Here is a 17,463-nt window from a genome sequence, read left to right as displayed (position 1 = left end):
TCTCCTCCAAGGGGCATTGGTTAACCCTCTAACCAACACGAACGGTGCCGGTCCTCCACCGGTTCCATCGCCTGCGCAATTAATCCGAGAACTCAGTGACAAGCCTGAGACGCTGCATCTCCTCTGGTGTGAAATAATAGAGCCGGTCCGGCGGCGTCTCGAGCGCATGCAGCCACAAAGCCGGGTCTACGCCCGTTTCGGTCAGGTGGCTGATGATCGTGGCCGTCGTCGTTTGCGCGTTGCTCATTGCCGCGCCGGCAACGCGCAAAGCGTTTTGCGGATCGCCCGCCAGGGCCGCCGCATAGATCTGGTGCACCCCGATCGCCGCCTCGTTGCTGGCGATGCGCGTGGCACCCGAAGCGAAAATGATAGGGCAGGACGAGGCACAAAGGGACCCCGCGGCGACCTTGGTGGCAAGGCCCTTTTCATGGATCAGACTGCCTATGGCGAGCGCATCCACGACCGACCCTCCGGGCGAATCGAGAACCACAGTCTGAACGTATTCGCCCCTTGCGGCAATCTCGGTGGCAAACCGCTCGGCCGAACCGAGGTCGACCGTGCCAGTCAGCATCAGTTGTCCACCGGTTCCCAGCGTGATTTCGAGAGGCTGTTCAAGCACATCCGGACCGGTCGTTACATTTGGCATGGGTCCTTGCGATGGACCATCCGATGCCGGCGGCAGGATGGGCTGCATGGGGGACGACAGCGCCGACCCCTCATTGGCCGTCAGCTCGCGGTAGTCGACATAAAGCACCGATGCCGTGCCCAGCAGCAGGCCGAAGAAGGCGACGCGCAGGATATTGCCGTCATCGAGCGCGGCAACGCGCGCGATCAGCCCGCGATAGAACGGGCCATCCTGCGTCGTGGCGCGGGCATTAGCCTGCGTCTTCATGCCGGGCGCGGTCCGTCGGTACGTTGCCGCTGGGCGGCGTTGATCGGGGTTACTGTGCCATCGTCGGGTGGCAACTCGGCGGCTGTTGGCGTATCGACAGGCTCGGCCTCGGGCAGGGGCTCTGCCACCGGACGCGGCTGTCCCGTGGGCACATCAATGCCCGCCGCCTCCATCTGGCGGAACAGCGCCATGGCCCGCAGCATCTCTGCCGCCGTGATGTTCTCGGCCTCTTCCAGGGATTCGGAATCCTTGCGCATGGCGTCGTTCACGATCATCAGCACGAGCACCAGCACCACCGGCAGCAGGTCGATGGAAATGGCGCCGGCCCAGCTCGGAATGAAATCCTGCCAGTAGCGCAATACGGCTTCGGCGCTGGACAGGGGGACAAAGCGGCGCTGCTCGACTTGCGGCGTAGCGAGGATTTCGTCGGCCGCAGCGCTCAGCGCTGCCGACTGCGCGGCGACCGAGGCCCGCACCGTCTCCATCACCTGGTCCTGCCGGTTCGCCAGGTCGGCGGAACCGCCATCGGCGACCGGCGCAATGAAGCCGGCTGAAAGGTCGGCCGAGGCCCGCTTCACCGACGCGGCGACGCCCGTCTGCTGCAACGCTGCGATGACCGCCGAGAGCTGGACCGCCTCGGACTGGAAACTGTCGGCACGCGGCTCGACCGCGCCGGGGGTCGATACCAGTTCGCGCATGGTGGCGAGGCGCTGCGACCCCTGTTCGAACAGGCCCGCCACTTCGTCGCGGCTGCCGGTAATGGTGGTGGCTAGCTGGTTCATCTGCGTGCCCATCTGGGTCAGCAACTGCACGACACTGCCCGAACCGGTGGTGCCGGTCAGGGCGCCCGATTCCCGCTCGTCATTGGCCAGCCCGGTAAAGCGCTCCGCGGCGCGCTGCACGTCGGGCAGCAGGCTCTGGGCGCCCAGGGCGTTGGCATGGGCGAGGTCGAGATCTTCGGCATAGCCCTGCAGCGTCACCGCCATATGCTGTTCGGTGGCCGCCGAACCGGCCAAAGCCGCAGCATTGAGCCAGGAACTCATCGCCATGATCATGGCGCAGCCGATGGCCATGGTGATGAACAGCCCGATGCGCTGCACGCCTGAGGTCACCAGTGGAACGAAGCGGAGCATGAAGCTCCAGAAGGCATAGATGGCGACCGATACCGCCGCCGAATAGATGATGGCGGCGAAAAACACGAAGGTCGCCGAGCCATCGAGAATGCCGCGCACCCCGAGATACGTATAGACGCCCGAGGCCAGTGCCAGCACGGCCAGGGCAAAGCGGGTCATCGTCTCGACGCCCTTGACGGTTTCGTTGAGGCGATAGGCGTTCGGCTTGAGCTGCATGTGTCGGGGCCCCGAGGATTAAGACCACGTTAACACAGCGATGGCGGCAAGATGTGGGCGGGATCGGCCAGGGGTTAATGACGGTGGCGTGAGCGAGCACGACGGGTTCACTAAACGCGATGTCATTCCGGCGAAGGCCGGAATCCACGTCAGGATATTTTCGCAGCGCCGATGGAGGGGATGGATGCGGACATGGATCCCGGCCTTCGCCGGGATGACACTGCGCTTCTCGAACTACCCATTCAGCTTCGCAATCACCCGTTCCACCCGCCGCCGCTTGCTCTCCTGCAGCAGACCGGCGAGTCGATCCTTCAGCACTGCCAAAAAGCCCGGCTTGGCTTCCGCCGTTAGCACCGGCGCGATTTCTTCGGCATAAGTCGGAAACTGGTTGGGCGCGGCTGTCCGCAGTCGCTCCACCAGGATGGGCACGGCCAGCTCGCCATAGCCGGCACGCGCCAGTTTCACCAGGATGGAATTGCAGTGGTCCTTGGCGATCACCGAGCCTTTGTCGGCCGCGGCAATGATGGCCGGCAACTCGTTGACCAGAGCATGGGCCCGGCGCTCGGCTACGGTGTCGATCGCCGACATGGCGCCCCAGACCTGGCGGTTGTTGGAGCTGCGCAAGGCCTCGACGAAGACCGGGCATTGCGCCGCGATCAGCTCGGGATTGCGGGCACCGATCTCGTACAACACCTTGATGGCGTCATTGGCCTGGCGGGTCGGTCCGGAGCGCACAGCATCGGCCAGTTCGGCGATAGCCGCCAGGTCGCCGCTGGCTGCAATGGTTTCAGCCAGCGCGACGTTGGGCGCCTCGTCACGCCGATCGAGAGCGCCGGAGAGTTTGTCGAGAACGGTCATTGGTGGTCTCGTGTTGCGGCGATAGTGCAGCCCAACCCGACATGGTGGTTGTGGGCCGACACCTCAAGCCCTGGAGCCTAAGCCTCCACCGCCACATCCAGTGCCACCGTCACCATCTCCTTGAGCGAGGTCTGCCGCTCCTGCGCGTCGATCTCTTCCTTGGTGATCAGGCAGTCGGTCATGGTGCAGATGGTCAGCGCCTTGACGCCGAAGCGTGCTGCCAGCGTATAGAGCGCTGCCGCTTCCATCTCGACGCCGATGACGCCATGGTCGGGCAGCTTGTCGTAACCCGCCATGCCGTCGGCATGGTAGAAAATGTCCGAGCTCAGCATATTGCCGGCATGGTAACGCATGCCCGCCGCTTCGGCCTTCTCGGCGGCAGATCTCAGCAAACCGAAATCGGCGATCGGCGCAAAATTATAGGCGCCGAAGCGGTCGCGCACGATGGCGCTGTCGGTCGAGGCCGCCTGCGCCAGGATCAGGTCGCGCACCTTGACCTTGGCATTGAGCCCGCCACAGGTGCCGACGCGGATCAGCGTCTTGAGGCCATAAACATTGATCAGCTCATGCACGTAGATCGACAGCGATGGCTGCCCCATGCCCGTGGCCTGCACCGAAACGCGCTTGCCCTTCCAGGTGCCGGTATAACCCAGGCAATTGCGCACCGAATTGACCAGCTTTGCGTCCTCCAGGAACGTCTCGGCGATCCATTTGGCGCGCAGCGGATCGCCCGGCAGCAGCACAGCCTCGGCATAGTCGCCCGGCTTGGCGTGATTATGCGGCGTCATGTCGATCTCCCTCGATTTTGTCCAGTTGGTCAAAGCAATGCCATTGCGCGGCACGCACTGCAACCATGAGGCCGCTTGCGTCTTGACCTCGACATATCAGAGGTCCATTTACGCTGCCGCACTGGAGAAATGCCAATGGTCGCCAAGATTTTCATCGACGGGGAAGCCGGAACCACGGGTCTGCAGATCCGCGAGCGCCTGGCCGGCCGGCGCGACCTAGAAGTGCTGTCAATCTCCGCCGACAAGCGCAAGGATCAGGACGAGCGCAAACGGCTGCTCAATGAGGCCGACGTCGCCATCCTCTGCCTGCCCGACGATGCAGCCAAGGAGAGCGTGTCGCTGATCGAGAACGGCAGCACGCGCGTCATCGATGCCTCCACCGCCTTCCGTGTCCACCCCGACTGGGCCTATGGCTTTGCCGAGATGGACAAGGCCCAGAGCGCAGTGATCGCCAATGCGCGCTTCGTCGCCAATCCCGGCTGCTGGCCGCAGGGGCTGATCGCCAATGTGCGCCCATTGATCGAGGCCGGCTTGCTGCCAGCCGACTATGCGCTGAGCTATAACGGCATTTCCGGCTATACCGGCGGCGGCAAGGCGATGATCGGTGAGTATGAGGCTGCGGGCGACGCCGCCAGCCACTTCATGCCCTATGGCCTCACCTTCCAGCACAAGCATGTGCCTGAAATGACCGCCTATACCGGCACCAAGGTTGCTCCGCTCTTCGTCCCCACCGTCGGCGATTTCGCCCAGGGTATGACCACCTTCGTGCCGCTGCAGCTTGGGCACCTGGCCAAGGTGCCATCGGGCAAGGACCTGCACGCCGCGATTGCCGACCACTTCGCCGCCATCCCCGACAGCTTCGTCGCCGTCGCTCCCTATGATCCGAGCCTGGGCAAGACACCCGATCTCGATCCGCAGGCGCATAACGACACCAACACCATGACGCTGCATGTCTTCGCCAACGATGCGCGCGCGCAGGCGGTGCTGGTCGCCGTCTATGACAATCTCGGCAAGGGCGCCTCTGGTGCCGCCGTGCAAAATCTCAACTTGATGCTGGGTGTGAGTGCCAAGGAAAGCCTGGCCGCCTGAAACTACGCCATCAGTTGGCCCACCCTCCCCCTTGTGGGGAGGGAAGCGAGATAGGACTAAGCGTTTGCTAAGTCCGTAAATCGAGCAGGGTGGGGGTATCTCTCCGCGAGCTCTGTGCGCGTTGCCCACCCCCTCCCTTGATCCCTCCCCACAAGGGGGAGGGTGTCGACTGGGACTACAGTTCACACACTCGCAAAATGCGAATCCCCTCGCATTCTGCATCGCAGCCTGCGGGCTGAAATGCGAATGTTGACAACACTTTAATCTCTGCCTCCCGGTTTCCGGACCTCCTGCAACTGGCACGCTTCGTGCACTAGAAGGCCTGTCCGGAGAGTGTTGTTTTGCGTACCGGATAGTCAGTCATTGGGGCCTCGTTCCGTGCGACCGGAGCGGGGCCCTATGCTTTTCCGTCCCACCCTTGCCGCCAGCCGCGCGATTCACTAGATAAATCCGGACCCAAGTCGGCCGCTCTCGCGGACGCAAAACCGGCAGCCACTTTTGCTGCGAACGCTCTTTCCGGAGACGCCCATGCGCGCCGTGCTCGACATCATTCTTCTGATCCTCGATCTCTACTGGTGGATCGTGATCGCCATGATCATCATGAGCTGGCTGATCTCCTTCAACGTGATCAATACGCGCAATCAGTTCGTCGAGGCGGTGTGGCGCATCCTCAACCAGCTCACCGAGCCGGTGCTGCGCCCGATCCGCAAGATCATGCCCAATATCTCGGGGCTCGATCTCAGCCCGATCATCCTTTTCATCATCATCTTCTTCATCCAGCGCATCATCGCCTACTACATCTATCCCAACGTGTTCTAAGGCCGTTGACCGCGCCGCTCTGCTACCGGCTCAGCCCCAACGGGCTGAGCCTTTTTGTTCGCGTCACCCCCAATGCAGGTCGCGACGCCATCGAGGGTGTCGAGATCCGCGACGATGGCACGGCCGTGCTGCGATTGCGGGTGAGCGCGGTGCCCGACAAGGGCAAGGCCAACGCCGCGGTCGTCGCGCTGGTGGCCAAGGCGCTCGATGTGCCCAAATCGGCGGTGAGCGTGACGAGCGGGGGGACGGCGCGGCTCAAGACGCTTGATGTGGTGGGGGATGGTGCGGCGCTGGCTGCCTTGCTCGGCGGGCTCGGTTAGTGCCACGCCCTCGTGGTTCGAGGGTCGCTACGCTCCCCCCTCACCATGAGGTCTACTCCTGGTGCGGTGTCCCAGTAGCCCTCATGGTGAGGTGCGAGCCCTTTGCGAGCCTCGAACCACGAGGGCGTGGCACCAACCCACCGCGACAAATCATCGCAATATCCATTGCTTAACCCCTCAATCTGGCTAATCTTCCACGCTGGAAGGGGCTCGTAGGAGGGCAGGCACCACACCGGTTGGAGGACCGGCGGGCCGGCAGTCGAGTCCCTGGAGGAAATCTAGAGGGACTTTCTATGACTTTGGCACTCTGGCTGATCGTCGCCTGTGGCGGTCTGGCTATCGTTTATGGCGCATACACCACCCAGCAATTGCTCAATGCCGATCAGGGGTCGGCCCGCATGCAGGAAATCTCGGCAGCCGTCCGGGAAGGTGCATCGGCCTATCTCAAGCGGCAATATACCACCATCGCCATTGTCGGCGTGGTGATCCTTGTCGCCGCCTATTTCCTGCTCGGCATCTATGCCGCCATTGGCTTCCTGCTCGGCGCTGTGCTCTCGGGCGCGGCCGGCTTCATCGGCATGAACGTCTCGGTGCGCGCCAATGTGCGCGTCGCCCAGGCGGCGATTTCCTCGCTCGGCAAGGGTCTCGACCTCGCCTTCAAGTCCGGCGCGGTTACCGGCATGCTGGTGGCTGGCCTGGGCCTGCTCGGCGTCACCATCTATTTCATGGTTCTCACCGGCATGGGCTTTGCGCCCACCAGCCGTACCGTCATCGATGCGCTGGTGGCCCTCAGCTTCGGCGCCTCGCTGATTTCCATCTTCGCCCGTCTGGGCGGCGGCATCTTCACCAAGGGTGCCGATGTCGGCGGCGACATGGTGGGCAAGGTCGAGGCCGGCATTCCGGAAGACGATCCGCGCAATCCGGCCACCATTGCCGATAACGTGGGCGACAATGTCGGCGACTGCGCCGGCATGGCCGCCGACCTGTTCGAAACCTATGTGGTGACCATCGTCGCCACCATGGTGCTGGCCGCCATCATCCTGCCCGACGCCTTCAAGCTGATGGGCATGGTGCTGCCGCTGGCCATCGGCGGCGCCTGCGTCATCACCTCGATCATCGGCACCTATTTCGTCAAACTCGGCGCCGACAACAACATCATGGGCGCGCTCTACAAGGGCATCATCGCCACCGGTGTGCTGTCGCTCATCGCCCTGCTCCCGGTGCTGTGGTTCGTCTTCGGCGACCTCAATGTCGAGATCGCCGCCAACGACAAGACCTTCACCCCGATGAGCCTGTTCTGGTGCGGCGTGGTGGGCCTGGTCATTACCGGCCTCATCATCGTCATCACCGAATATTACACCGGCACGGGCCGTCGCCCGGTCAACTCCATCGCCGAAGCCTCGGTCACCGGCCATGGCACCAACGTCATCCAGGGCCTTGCCGTATCGCTCGAATCCACCGCCCTGCCGGCGCTCGTCATCATCGCCGGCATCATCGTCACCTATTCGATCGCGGGCCTCTTCGGCATCGCCTTCGCCGTGGCCACCATGCTGGCTCTTGCCGGTATTGTGGTGGCGCTCGACGCGTTTGGTCCGGTCACCGATAATGCCGGTGGCATTGCCGAAATGGCTGGCCTCGACAAGGAAGTGCGCCACAATACCGACGCGCTCGATGCCGTGGGCAACACCACCAAGGCCGTCACCAAGGGCTATGCCATCGGTTCGGCGGGCCTGGGCGCCCTCGTCCTCTTCGCCGCCTACACGCAGGACCTGATCTACTTCTCCTCGCTCCCTGATGCCCCCGAAATCTTCAAGGGCATGGGCACGCTCACCTTCTCGCTGGCCGACCCTTATGTCGTGGTGGGCCTGCTGTTCGGTGGCCTGTTGCCCTTCCTCTTCGGCGGCATGTCGATGACAGCCGTCGGCCGCGCCGCGCAATCGGTGGTGGTGGAAGTGCGCCGCCAGTTCAAGGAGCGTCCCGGCATCATGCTCGGCACCGAAAAGCCCGACTACGGCCGGGCCGTCGACATGCTGACCAAGGCGGCGATCAAGGAAATGATCGTACCGTCGCTGCTGCCGGTGCTGTCACCGATCGTGGTGTTCTTCCTGATCAACTGGATCGCCGGCCCCGCCGCCGGCTTCTCGGCCCTGGGCGCCATGCTGATGGGCGTCATCGTCACCGGACTTTTCGTGGCTATTTCCATGACCGCCGGCGGCGGCGCCTGGGACAATGCCAAGAAGAGCTTTGAAGACGGCTTCACCGACAGCCACGGCGTGGTGCATCACAAGGGCAGCGACGCCCACAAGGCCTCGGTCACCGGCGACACCGTCGGCGACCCCTACAAGGACACGGCCGGCCCGGCCGTGAACCCGATGATCAAGATCACCAATATCGTGGCGTTGTTGCTGTTGGCGGTGCTGGCGCATCTGGGTTAGCCCAGGCGCATCTGGGTTAGCCCCGATGCAGCCCTCATGGTGAGCCTATCGAACCACGAGGGCGGCGGGACTGGAATGAAGAAGGCCCGGGGGAAACCCCGGGCCTTCTATTTCTCGTCATCGATATCTAGTTCAATCTGCTCACCGGCCTTTGGAAAGGCTACGTCGAGATGGCGCTTAAAGCCTTTCCAGTCTTTGGAGATCTTCATGATGGGTAGGATCTGAAGAATGTGGTCACGCAGATCTGGTTGACCAACCTCCTGTGAGAGAAACTGATGATGCTTGAATTTCCGGCGCTTTGAATCCTCGTCCGTGGGATTGAGTTCACGCAATTTAGGCAAAACTCCCTCAGGTAGGCGATCATAGACAACATCATTTGTAATATGACCAAGCAGTGGGGTTTTTGCGTTTTTGACGGGCCAAGCCCATCCTTTTAGCCGATATATCTGCTTGTAAAATTCGTCCGGGAAGCGCTTCGCCCAAGCCAATCTTTCTTCAACAAGATACGCTGACAACAGCTTGTGTAGCGCGTCCCGGTCACGATCAGTCTGGAAGCCAGTGGCCTCATCCACCAAGGCCACAATGCCAACTTTCGCGAGAGATCGAACCAGCATCTCGCTGCTCTCTGCGATCGAACTCTGCTGCGGCGTCAGCAAGTTCAAAGTCCTCGCCTCAAGGAAGAGGTCACAGACCTTTGGCAACAACTCCGCCCTGTATCCCAAGGCTTTACCGCCGGTGGTGGTCACGAAAGCAATGGGAACGGTTTCGTCGATTATTTCCTGGGTAATTAGCGAGTGGAGGCTCTTAGTTGCCAAGAAAGGGGGGAGATCGTTTGTTACCTGCTGAGATCGTCCCTTTGGCTTGGTGGAGCGGCCTAGTGCGCCAAGAAATCCTGCTTGTGTTAATAAACGCGTTCCATCCGAGAGGACCGCACAGGGGATTTCGGCGTCGCCAATCACCAGCGACCCCATGTGTGTGGCCTTAGGCAAATTTGCAGTCTCTGCCCACCGTGCCTTAGCGGCCTGACTAGCTATTGTAGCGCGCTCAGTGGCGGTCAGCCGTTCAGCGCGAGCCTTGCCGCCTTTACTCTGAGGTGTGTCCACGAATCGTCTCCATGCTTGCTGAATGACGGATAGCATGCTTGCTAAATATTGCAAGCATAAAGACAAAACAGCCACACCATGCTTGCTATCGCGCTTGCCTGCTCAGTGGTCCGAGTGGCACAATCTCACCCACCCACCAGACAGCACCTCCCCTTTATGGGGGGACGGGTGATTTCACCGAACTCTCAACGTCTCGTTCTTAACGACACAGGAGACAGCCATGCCCACCATCCTCCTCCTCCACCACGTGCAAGGCCTAACCCCCGGCGTCATCGCCATCGCTGACGCAATCCGAGCCGCCGGGCATACCGTCCACACGCCCGACCTGCTCGACGGCCAGCGCTTCGCCTCCATCGCCGATGGCATGGCCCATGTGCAGACGCTGGGCTTCTCCACCATCATCGCCCGCGGCGCCGCAGCGACGGAGAGCCTCCCTGCCGACATCGTCTATCTCGGCATGTCGATGGGCGTGCTCCCGGCGCAGTATCTGGCGCAGACCCGCCCCGGCGCCCGCGCCGCCATTTTCCTCCACGGCGCCATAACCGTCAGCGAATTCTCGCCGCACTGGCCCGTCCAGGTTCCGGTGCAGATTCACGCCATGGATGGCGACCCCGAATTCGTCGATAGCGGCGATATCGACGCGGCGCGCGCGATCGTGGCCGAGGCCGAGGACGGCGAAATGTTCCTCTATCCCGGCACGGGGCACCTGTTCACCGACACGTCGCTGGCGGACTATGACGCGGACGCAGCCGCGCTGGTGATGCAGCGGGTGCTGGCGTTTCTGGCAGGGGTCTAGTGCTGCCATACCCACCGGCCGTCACCCTCGGGCTTCACCCGAGGCACTGTACTTACCGAGCGCTCCGCAAGTGTAGAGCCCTCGGGTCAAGCCCGAGGGTGACGATCGCGTGTGTGGCAACATGGAACGATTTCCATAGGTGGGATGAGAGCCCCTATATCCGGGCTAAACCACCCCCACCCTTGATCCCTCCCCACAAGGGGGAGGGAGGCCTCGGTCCGTGGCAAGACAGTCGGGGTAGCGCCGGCCAGGCTTGTGGGGAGGGAGTGAGGGTGGGGGTAGGCCAAGTGCACCGACTTATCCCTCTTCTCCCCGCCCCCAAATCCTGAGCCATACTCCCCCCATCACCCCACACGGCGGCCTGCAGGCGAACAGTGGTGGAGTGGGCCGGGTGGGGATTTTGCCTTCTCCCACAGGTTCGGGCCCGGACGGAAGCGTGTGCGCGACCCTCCCGTGCTGTTCCAAAAACCGGCACCCCGAGACGGCTTCCGTCTCATTTTTTACTTTACCAGAGGCGAAAGCCGTCTCGGGGTCTGCCCTCGCTGCCCTCTTGGGCATGCGACCTATGGACAACCGCATTGCAGGCGGCGCTCTGGCACGCCCAAACGGTGCGCAGAAAAATCCGCCGCAAAATGTCGAAGCCACGCCCTGCCGCTCGTCGCTTGGTCAGACGGCCACCAAGAGGGACGGCCAGACACACGGGAGACTTCATATGCGTAAACTCACAGCCGGCCTGTTCTATTCCGTCGATGGCGTTGCCGAGGCGCCCGATCAGTTCCAGTTCGACAGCTTTGACGACGAACTGGGCCAGATGCTCGGCGGCGTCATGGCCGAGGTCGATACGGTGCTGATGGGCCGCCAGGGCTACGAGGAGTGGGCCGGCTACTGGCCCAATGCCGGGCAGGACATGGATTTCGCCGGCTTCATCAACGCCGTGCCCAAATTCGTCGCCTCGCGCAGTCTCAAGCCGTCAGACATGGCCTGGAGCCATTCCACCCTGATCGAGGGCGAGCTCGAAGCCTTCGTGCGCGAGCTCAAGGCGCAGCCGGGCGGCACCATTTCGGCCATGGCCGGCATGTCGCTGGTGCGGCAGCTGCTGATCTCGGGCCTGATGGATGAGCTGACGTTGATCATGCATCCTGTCATCAGCGGCAAGGGGCGGCGCCTGTTCGATGCCGCAACGCCCACCACGCGGCTGAGCCTCGTCAGCAGCCAGCAGACCTCCAAGGGCAATGTCGTGCTGACTTATGCGAAGCGCGCCGACTAACCCGCCAGTTCGGCGAGCCGCGCCAACAGGCGCGGCCGCTCCAGCGTCAGGCCCTTGTAGTCGGCCTGTTCGTCGCTCAGGGCCGTCACCTGCTCGATCAAGGCGGTCGCAATGGCCGGCGCCTGCGGATGCGCCGCCAGCCGCTCCAGCGGATCGACATGGATGCGGATGGTGAAGACGATGTCGCCGCTCTCGGGCAGCCGCCTCAGGGTCTGCCGCTCGACCCGCAGAAACACCGGATCGGCTCTATCACCCTCGCCGAAGCGGCGCGGGCCGGCACTATCAGGATGGTAGAGCCTGTCGTCGCCATAGAGCGACCAGTTCCAGCGGATCAGCGGCTGCTCGACGCGCAGATTGTCGAACATGCGCTCGATAAGCTGGCTGGGCCGCGTCCCGGCGCCGAAGCCGGGGACGGAAGCGTGGATGTCGTGCATCACCTGGCCGAATTTCTCCGCCAGCACCCAGCTCGACGGAAAGGCCAGGGCCGCCGCGACGAGCCGCCAGCCGCTGTCGTCCCGGCGCAGCAGCACCAGGTCTTCGGCCACCAGATGCGCCGCCGTCAGCAGCGCCGGTCTTGCGGCCAGATCGACTTTGTCCCCGCTGGGCCGGATGGCGATACACTCCCCCTCGCGCCGGTAGATATCAGGGAAGCGGGTGGGGAGATGGCTTGCCAGCAGGTGCAGGAGTTCGATCTGGGAGTGTTCGGTATCCGCCTGCGCAACGAAGGTCTTTTCCGGATATTGCGCCAGCACGCGCCGTTTTTCCGCCAGCTGCGCGACGAGGCTCTCATCGGCGTCGATCCATTCGGTGGGGTCGAGCGGCTTGATGCCGATCTGAAACAGGCGGGCGCTGCCATCATAGGGCGTCAGCAGGCTCACGGCGCCAGATCCTTGTCCTGCGCTTCGAGCACAGCGATGACGCGGCGCAGCAGGCTCATATATTGCCGTCGCTCATTGGGATCGAGCTGTTCCAGGGCCAGCGAATTGATGGCGCTGACAATGCGCTCCACCGTCTCGACATGGCCCAGCGCCAGCGGCGTCAGCGCCACCAGGGCGCTGCGCTTGTCCACCGGATCGGGTCGGCGGGTGATGAAGCCGTCGCGCTCCATCCGGTTCAGGGTCGAGGCCATGGTGGGCTGCTCCACCGCCGCGCGCCGGGCCAGTTCCTTTTGCGTCAGCGCGCTGCCATCGGCGAGGGCGAAGATGACGGGCATATAGGCCGAGGCAATACCGCTGGCCGCAAGCTGCCGCTCCAGCTCGCGGGCAAACAGCCGGGCGGCCCAGTTGGTCAGGTAACCGGCCGAGGTCTCGCGGCTCAGCGCCATTTACATAGCTTGCTATCTAAATACATAGTGTGCTATCTATATCGCGCAAATGCGGCAGTCGCAAGGAGCGTGCAATGTCGATCAAGAGCAGTCCAACCCGCTATGGCAGCGTCGCCATTGCCATCCACTGGATCACCGCCCTCGCCATCCTGGGCATGCTGATCAGCGGGCTGCTGGCCGCCAATGCGACCGATGATGCTGCCAAGCTGACGCTGCTGCGCGGTCACGCTGTCATGGGGAGCCTCCTCGGTGTGCTCACCGTGCTCCGCATCGTCTGGTGGCTGTTCCTCGATCGCCGCCCGGCCGATCCGGCTGGCCTGTCGCGCGGTCAGGCGCTCGCCGCCCATGTCGTGCATTACGGGCTCTACGCCGTCATCCTAATCATGGTGTCGAGCGGCTTTGCCACCGTCATCCTCACCGGCGCCAACCTGCAGCTCTTCGGCGCCGCACCGCTGCCCTTGCCCGATTTCGGCCTGGCGCCACCCTTCACCGTGCATGGCATCCTGGCGCGCGTGCTGATCGCCCTGCTGATCGGCCATATCGGTGCGGCGCTGTGGCATCAATTCGTCAAGCGCGACCACCTGCTGGCCCGCATGGGCGTCGGTCGCTAGTCAGGTGGAGATGGGGGCAGCGCGTGCCCCCATCGGTCCTACTTGGCGTTCTTGTGCATTTCGATGGAGTCGAGGATCACCTTCTTGGCGTCCTCATAGCCGCCAACATGGCTGATCTTGGCCCACTTGCCGGGCTCGAGATCCTTGTAATGGGTGAAAAAGTGCTTCACGCGCTCGACCTGGATGGCCTGCATGTCGCCGATATCCTTGATGGCGTCATACATCTTGGTGAGCTTGCTGACCGGCACGGCGAGGATTTTCTCGTCCTGGCCGCCATCGTCTTCCATGAACAGCACGCCAAATGGGCGGCAGCGCACGACCGCGCCGGGCACCAGCGGGCGCGAGTTCATCACGATGACGTCGAGCGGGTCGCCGTCGCCGCACAGGGTATGGGGCACGAAGCCGTAATTGCCCGGATAGCGCATCGGCGTATAGAGGAAGCGGTCGACGAACAGCGCGCCACTGGCCTTGTCGATCTCGTACTTGATCGGCTCGCCGCCCATGGGCACTTCGATAATGACATTGAGGTCGTCTGGCGGATTCTTGCCGGTGGGGATGGCGTCGATGTTCATTTTCAGGTCTCGTTCATCGGGAGGAGCGACAAAGTGGCGGACTTGTGCCCAGAACAGGCCGTAAAGGCAAGCCAGTTTGGTGCAACAGAGCCTTGTCCTGCCACCCTACGCCCCGGAGGAAACCCATGAAACCTGTCCTAGTCGGCGCGCTCGTCGCCTTGACGCTTGTCAGCCCGGCCCATGCCGGCTTCACCAGCGCCTATACCGATCTCAATCTCGATGAGTGCCTGGTTCTCGATGCCGACGACTTCGGCGCGACCTGGTCCTGCCCCGGCTACAAGGGTTATCCGCTGCGGGTCAGCGAGGGCGACCTGCGCTTCTCGCTGCAATATGGCTTCAACCAGGACGAAAGCTCGGGCTTCCAGACGCTGCCGCCGTTCAACAATCTGGGCTCCAAGCTCGAATGGCGGCTCAGCAACGATCTCGGCCGCTGGATGCCCATCGCCACCATCGTGCGCTATTTCACCGCCGATCCGGAAACCGGCGAGGACAAGGGACAGGTGCTTGTCGTGACGCAGTTGGTCGATGGCAATACCTGCCACATCGCTTATGTCGACGCGCTGGCCAATGCCAATGCGAACGAGCTGGCGCGCGAGGCGGCGGACAAAGCCGGCGATTTCGACTGTGCGACGGACGAGGTCGAGATCGTCGGCGATTTCACGGCTTACTGAGCCATGTTCACCTTCTCGCCGCGCTGGAAGGAAGAGCTGGTCGTCAGCGGTCCCGGCGGCAGCTTCGTGCTGGAGCTGCCGATGGGGATCCTCTCGGCCTGTCTTCCCACCGAGGAAGCCTGGCCTGGCAAGGCGCCGGCATGGGCCATCGACCTGTGGCCCCAGCTCCGCACCGAGCTGGAGCACTGGTGCAGGGCCAATGACGCCCAGTTCTACATCGAGGACAATGCGCCGGTCTGGTCCGTCTAGGCCTCGGCTGCTGTCGGCACCGGAAAAACCACGTCATAGACCCAGTTAAAGACGAAGGCGTAGCCGAGGTAGAACAGCGCGAACGAGATATCCATGATCAGCGCGTGCCAGAGGTCGACGCCGAGATACCAGGCGATGAATGGTGCGAGCGCGACCAGCAGGCCACCCTCGAACAGCAGCGCATGCACCACCCGAACCACCACGGTCTTGCGGGTTGAGCCAAAGCGCCAGGCCATGAAGCGGTCGAACAGCAGGTTGTAGAGATAATTCCAGGCGGTCGCGATGGTGGCGCTACCCAGGACAACGACCCCGATATCATGTAGCGGCATGCCGAAGGCCAGCGCGCCAAGCGGCGTGACCAGCAGGAGGCCGATAATTTCAAAGCTGATGGCGTGACGAATACGATCGCGCGTCGTGCGCATGACAATCCCCTTGGGCATTCGGGGCGTCCCGAACAAAAGTGCCGACAGGGCGGAGGTCGTCCTCGCTTGCGGCCTATGTCGGACATGGGGGGCGTGAAGTCAAGGGCGGTAGGTGCTCCGCCATATCCTCAAACAAAAGCGGCGGGGATCGCTCCCCGCCGCTCAGTCATTGCGGCCGAACGTTAGCGCAGCACGATCGTGCCGGCTTCGTAGGCCTGGATGCAGTCGACGCTGTCATGTTCGAGATCGCCGTCGAGCAGGGTCGAAGCGGTGCCCGGACCTTCGAAGCGCGGGTCGTCGCACTGGCCGTCATTGGCATAGCTGGAGCTATTGTCGCCAAACGAGATGCCGGCGGTGCTGTAGGGGCCACCAGCGGCATATTCAGGCGTATAGACCTGCTTGATGGTTACCTTGCCTTCGGCTTCCAGTGCCTTGCAGTCGGTGGCATCACCCTGCATGTCTTCCAACAGCAGCTTCTTGTCGACGCCTTCGCCGGCAAAGCGGAGATCGTCGCATTCGCCGTCATTGGCCCACTTGCTGAAGTCGCTGCCATAGTCGAAGACGCCGACAGGCGTGGTGGCAGCGCCGCCATTGAAGGTGGCGGTGCCTGCTTCGACAGCAGCCTGGCAGTCGGTCGCATCGCGGCCGATATTTTCCTGCAGCGGCTCGTCAGCGACGCCAGTACCCGAGAAACGCGGGTCATCGCACTCGCCGTCATTGGCCCATTCGGCAGTGTCGTTGCCGTAGTCGACAGAGGTCGTGCCGCCATTGAAGGTGGCAGTCCCGGCTTCTACGGCAGCGCGGCAGTCGGTGGCGTCATGGCCTTGGTCGGCTTCGAGCAGAGTTTCGGCAACACCGGTGCCGGTGAAGCGCGGGTCGTCACACTCGCCGTCATTGCTCCATTCGCTGGTGTCGTCGCCATAGTCGATATCGGCAACGTCAACCGGAGCGTCATCGCCGACAAAAGTCACCGTGCCAGCATCATAGGCTGCCTTGCAGTCGGTTGCGTCCTTGAGGATATCGGCGTCGAGCGTCTCGGCGGCAGAGCCGGTGCCCTGAAAGCGCGGGTCGTCGCACTCGCCGTCATTGGCCCATTCGGAGGTGTCGTCGCCGAAATCAACGGCCGCCGTTGCAACCGGGGTATCGCCACCCTCCACGAAAGTCACGGTGCCGGCGTCATAGGCTGCCTTGCAGTCGGTAGCGTCCTTGAGGATGTCGGCTTCGAGGGTCTCGGCAGCGGAGCCGGTGCCCGAGAAACGCGGGTCGTCGCATTCGCCATCATTGGCCCATTCGGAGGAGTCGTCGCCGAACTCGACAGCTGCGATGGTGGCGACCGGGGCGTCACCGCCGTCAAAGGTCACGGTGCCGGCGTCATAGGCTGCCTTGCAATCGGTCGCATCCTTGAGGATATCGGCGTCGAGGGTCTCGGCAGCAGAGCCGGTGCCCGAGAAACGTGGATCGTCGCATTCGCCGTCATTGGCCCATTCCGAAGAATCGTCGCCGAATTCGACCGCGCCTGTGGTGGCGACCGGGGCATCGCCACCGTCGACGAAAGTTACCGTGCCGGCGTCATAGGCAGCCTTACAGTCGGTGGCATCCTTGAGGATGTCTGCATCGAGGGTTTCGGCGGCAGAGCCGGTGCCCGAGAAGCGCGGATCGTCGCACTCGCCGTCATTGGCCCACTCGCTGGTATCGTCGCCGAAGTCGATATCTCCGGCAGGAGCGACGGTGGTGGCCGGTGTGCCGCCGCTATTGTCGATCTTGGCGGCCATGGCCGGGGCCGCGAGGCCAGCGGCGAGAAGGAGCGCCAATGTTGTGCCCCCCAACAGTCTAGAGAATGCGTTCATCGGTTGTCCCTTCCCGGATGTATGCCGCAAGTCGTGACTGTACATTACAGC

19 protein-coding genes are annotated in these 17,463 nt (G+C 63.0%); 9 read left to right on the top strand and 10 right to left on the bottom strand.

What is annotated here, in order from left to right; genetic code table 11:
- Window positions 1-79: 79 nt before the first annotated feature.
- The 4 genes from IM737_RS12140 to deoD all read right to left on the bottom strand — a co-directional run bounded on the left by IM737_RS12140 (window position 80) and on the right by deoD (window position 3,887).
- The gene (locus IM737_RS12140; protein WP_236894193.1) at window positions 80-892 is read right to left on the bottom strand and encodes a hypothetical protein; all 813 of its coding nucleotides are present in this window, start codon (window positions 890-892) and stop codon (window positions 80-82) included.
- Window positions 889-2,241 (bottom strand): hypothetical protein, encoded by a 1,353-nt coding sequence (locus IM737_RS12135; RefSeq protein ID WP_236894192.1) that lies wholly within the window; start codon window positions 2,239-2,241, stop codon window positions 889-891. Before IM737_RS12135 ends, IM737_RS12140 begins: the two co-directional genes overlap by 4 nt.
- Window positions 2,242-2,475: 234 nt before the next feature.
- Window positions 2,476-3,099, bottom strand: a complete 624-nt coding sequence (locus IM737_RS12130) for a hypothetical protein (protein WP_236894191.1) — start codon at window positions 3,097-3,099, stop codon at window positions 2,476-2,478.
- 77 nt (window positions 3,100-3,176) lie between these two features.
- Window positions 3,177-3,887: a purine-nucleoside phosphorylase gene (gene deoD / locus IM737_RS12125; RefSeq protein WP_236894190.1), complete on the bottom strand. Its 711-nt coding sequence runs from the start codon at window positions 3,885-3,887 to the stop codon at window positions 3,177-3,179.
- Between the two features lie 135 nt (window positions 3,888-4,022).
- Between deoD and argC the strand changes: the two genes are divergently transcribed.
- The 4 genes from argC to IM737_RS12105 all read left to right on the top strand — a co-directional run bounded on the left by argC (window position 4,023) and on the right by IM737_RS12105 (window position 8,550).
- A complete protein-coding gene (gene argC / locus IM737_RS12120) occupies window positions 4,023-4,976 on the top strand; it encodes an N-acetyl-gamma-glutamyl-phosphate reductase (RefSeq protein WP_236894189.1) in 954 nt (317 codons plus the stop codon).
- 528 nt (window positions 4,977-5,504) lie between these two features.
- A complete protein-coding gene (locus IM737_RS12115) occupies window positions 5,505-5,795 on the top strand; it encodes a YggT family protein (protein WP_236894188.1) in 291 nt (96 codons plus the stop codon).
- 5 nt (window positions 5,796-5,800) lie between these two features.
- Window positions 5,801-6,115 (top strand): DUF167 family protein, encoded by a 315-nt coding sequence (locus tag IM737_RS12110; RefSeq protein WP_236894187.1) that lies wholly within the window; start codon window positions 5,801-5,803, stop codon window positions 6,113-6,115.
- A gap of 293 nt (window positions 6,116-6,408) precedes the next feature.
- A complete protein-coding gene (locus IM737_RS12105) occupies window positions 6,409-8,550 on the top strand; it encodes a sodium-translocating pyrophosphatase (RefSeq protein WP_236894186.1) in 2,142 nt (713 codons plus the stop codon).
- Window positions 8,551-8,657: 107 nt separating this feature from the next.
- Here the strand turns inward: IM737_RS12105 and IM737_RS12100 are convergent, their stop codons facing one another.
- The gene (locus IM737_RS12100; RefSeq protein ID WP_236894185.1) at window positions 8,658-9,653 is read right to left on the bottom strand and encodes a P63C domain-containing protein; all 996 of its coding nucleotides are present in this window, start codon (window positions 9,651-9,653) and stop codon (window positions 8,658-8,660) included.
- Between the two features lie 220 nt (window positions 9,654-9,873).
- On the opposite strand from IM737_RS12100, the gene IM737_RS12095 reads away from it, so the two are divergent.
- Complete coding sequence (locus tag IM737_RS12095; RefSeq protein WP_236894184.1) at window positions 9,874-10,449, top strand: dienelactone hydrolase family protein; 576 nt, start codon at window positions 9,874-9,876, stop codon at window positions 10,447-10,449.
- A gap of 712 nt (window positions 10,450-11,161) precedes the next feature.
- Window positions 11,162-11,716 (top strand): dihydrofolate reductase family protein, encoded by a 555-nt coding sequence (locus IM737_RS12090; RefSeq protein WP_236894183.1) that lies wholly within the window; start codon window positions 11,162-11,164, stop codon window positions 11,714-11,716.
- Here IM737_RS12090 and IM737_RS12085 read toward each other — a convergent pair.
- Together IM737_RS12085 and IM737_RS12080 are read right to left on the bottom strand one after the other, a co-directional pair.
- The gene (locus IM737_RS12085) at window positions 11,713-12,594 is read right to left on the bottom strand and encodes a heme-dependent oxidative N-demethylase family protein (protein WP_236894182.1); all 882 of its coding nucleotides are present in this window, start codon (window positions 12,592-12,594) and stop codon (window positions 11,713-11,715) included. The two genes, IM737_RS12090 and IM737_RS12085, sit on opposite strands and share 4 nt — an antisense overlap.
- Window positions 12,591-13,040, bottom strand: coding sequence for a MarR family winged helix-turn-helix transcriptional regulator (locus tag IM737_RS12080; RefSeq protein WP_236894181.1), 450 nt, complete (start codon window positions 13,038-13,040; stop codon window positions 12,591-12,593). Before IM737_RS12080 ends, IM737_RS12085 begins: the two co-directional genes overlap by 4 nt.
- Before the next feature lie 74 nt (window positions 13,041-13,114).
- Here IM737_RS12080 and IM737_RS12075 point away from each other — a divergent pair, with 74 nt between their 5' ends.
- The gene (locus IM737_RS12075) at window positions 13,115-13,651 is read left to right on the top strand and encodes a cytochrome b (protein ID WP_236894180.1); all 537 of its coding nucleotides are present in this window, start codon (window positions 13,115-13,117) and stop codon (window positions 13,649-13,651) included.
- Between the two features lie 38 nt (window positions 13,652-13,689).
- Here IM737_RS12075 and ppa read toward each other — a convergent pair whose 3' ends face one another.
- Window positions 13,690-14,223 carry an inorganic diphosphatase gene (ppa, locus tag IM737_RS12070; RefSeq protein WP_236894179.1) on the bottom strand — a complete coding sequence of 178 codons (534 nt, stop codon included), beginning with the start codon at window positions 14,221-14,223 and terminating at the stop codon, window positions 13,690-13,692.
- 125 nt (window positions 14,224-14,348) lie between these two features.
- Here ppa and IM737_RS12065 point away from each other — a divergent pair, with 125 nt between their 5' ends.
- Complete coding sequence (locus tag IM737_RS12065; RefSeq protein WP_236894178.1) at window positions 14,349-14,894, top strand: hypothetical protein; 546 nt, start codon at window positions 14,349-14,351, stop codon at window positions 14,892-14,894.
- Window positions 14,895-14,897: 3 nt separating this feature from the next.
- Complete coding sequence (locus IM737_RS12060) at window positions 14,898-15,143, top strand: hypothetical protein (RefSeq protein ID WP_236894177.1); 246 nt, start codon at window positions 14,898-14,900, stop codon at window positions 15,141-15,143.
- On the opposite strand, the gene IM737_RS12055 is transcribed toward IM737_RS12060, so the two are convergent.
- Together IM737_RS12055 and IM737_RS12050 are read right to left on the bottom strand one after the other, a co-directional pair.
- A complete protein-coding gene (locus IM737_RS12055) occupies window positions 15,140-15,565 on the bottom strand; it encodes a PACE efflux transporter (protein WP_236894176.1) in 426 nt (141 codons plus the stop codon). The two genes, IM737_RS12060 and IM737_RS12055, sit on opposite strands and share 4 nt — an antisense overlap.
- Before the next feature lie 182 nt (window positions 15,566-15,747).
- Window positions 15,748-17,376, bottom strand: a complete 1,629-nt coding sequence (locus tag IM737_RS12050) for a hypothetical protein (protein ID WP_236894175.1) — start codon at window positions 17,374-17,376, stop codon at window positions 15,748-15,750.
- Window positions 17,377-17,463 lie beyond the last annotated feature (87 nt).

This window comes from Devosia sp. SL43 (genome assembly GCF_021729885.1).
Taxonomy (GTDB): Bacteria; Pseudomonadota; Alphaproteobacteria; order Rhizobiales; family Devosiaceae; genus Devosia.
Note: the sequence above shows the minus strand (reverse complement) of the source record. Positions and strands in the feature narration are given on the sequence as shown.

Bases quoted from the DNA above. Each gene is read 5' to 3' on its own strand.
- IM737_RS12095 (WP_236894184.1), top strand. From the start codon at position 9,874: ATGCCCACCATCCTCCTCCTCCACCACGTGCAAGGCCTAACCCCCGGC.
- IM737_RS12140 (WP_236894193.1), bottom strand. From the start codon at position 892: ATGAAGACGCAGGCTAATGCCCGCGCCACGACGCAGGATGGCCCGTTC.
- deoD (WP_236894190.1), bottom strand. From the start codon at position 3,887: ATGACGCCGCATAATCACGCCAAGCCGGGCGACTATGCCGAGGCTGTG.
- ppa (WP_236894179.1), bottom strand. From the start codon at position 14,223: ATGAACATCGACGCCATCCCCACCGGCAAGAATCCGCCAGACGACCTC.
- IM737_RS12135 (WP_236894192.1), bottom strand. From the start codon at position 2,241: ATGCAGCTCAAGCCGAACGCCTATCGCCTCAACGAAACCGTCAAGGGC.
- IM737_RS12055 (WP_236894176.1), bottom strand. From the start codon at position 15,565: ATGCGCACGACGCGCGATCGTATTCGTCACGCCATCAGCTTTGAAATT.
- IM737_RS12130 (WP_236894191.1), bottom strand. From the start codon at position 3,099: ATGACCGTTCTCGACAAACTCTCCGGCGCTCTCGATCGGCGTGACGAG.
- IM737_RS12115 (WP_236894188.1), top strand. From the start codon at position 5,505: ATGCGCGCCGTGCTCGACATCATTCTTCTGATCCTCGATCTCTACTGG.
- IM737_RS12105 (WP_236894186.1), top strand. From the start codon at position 6,409: ATGACTTTGGCACTCTGGCTGATCGTCGCCTGTGGCGGTCTGGCTATC.
- IM737_RS12065 (WP_236894178.1), top strand. From the start codon at position 14,349: ATGAAACCTGTCCTAGTCGGCGCGCTCGTCGCCTTGACGCTTGTCAGC.
- IM737_RS12060 (WP_236894177.1), top strand. From the start codon at position 14,898: ATGTTCACCTTCTCGCCGCGCTGGAAGGAAGAGCTGGTCGTCAGCGGT.
- argC (WP_236894189.1), top strand. From the start codon at position 4,023: ATGGTCGCCAAGATTTTCATCGACGGGGAAGCCGGAACCACGGGTCTG.
- IM737_RS12075 (WP_236894180.1), top strand. From the start codon at position 13,115: ATGTCGATCAAGAGCAGTCCAACCCGCTATGGCAGCGTCGCCATTGCC.
- IM737_RS12080 (WP_236894181.1), bottom strand. From the start codon at position 13,040: ATGGCGCTGAGCCGCGAGACCTCGGCCGGTTACCTGACCAACTGGGCC.
- IM737_RS12090 (WP_236894183.1), top strand. From the start codon at position 11,162: ATGCGTAAACTCACAGCCGGCCTGTTCTATTCCGTCGATGGCGTTGCC.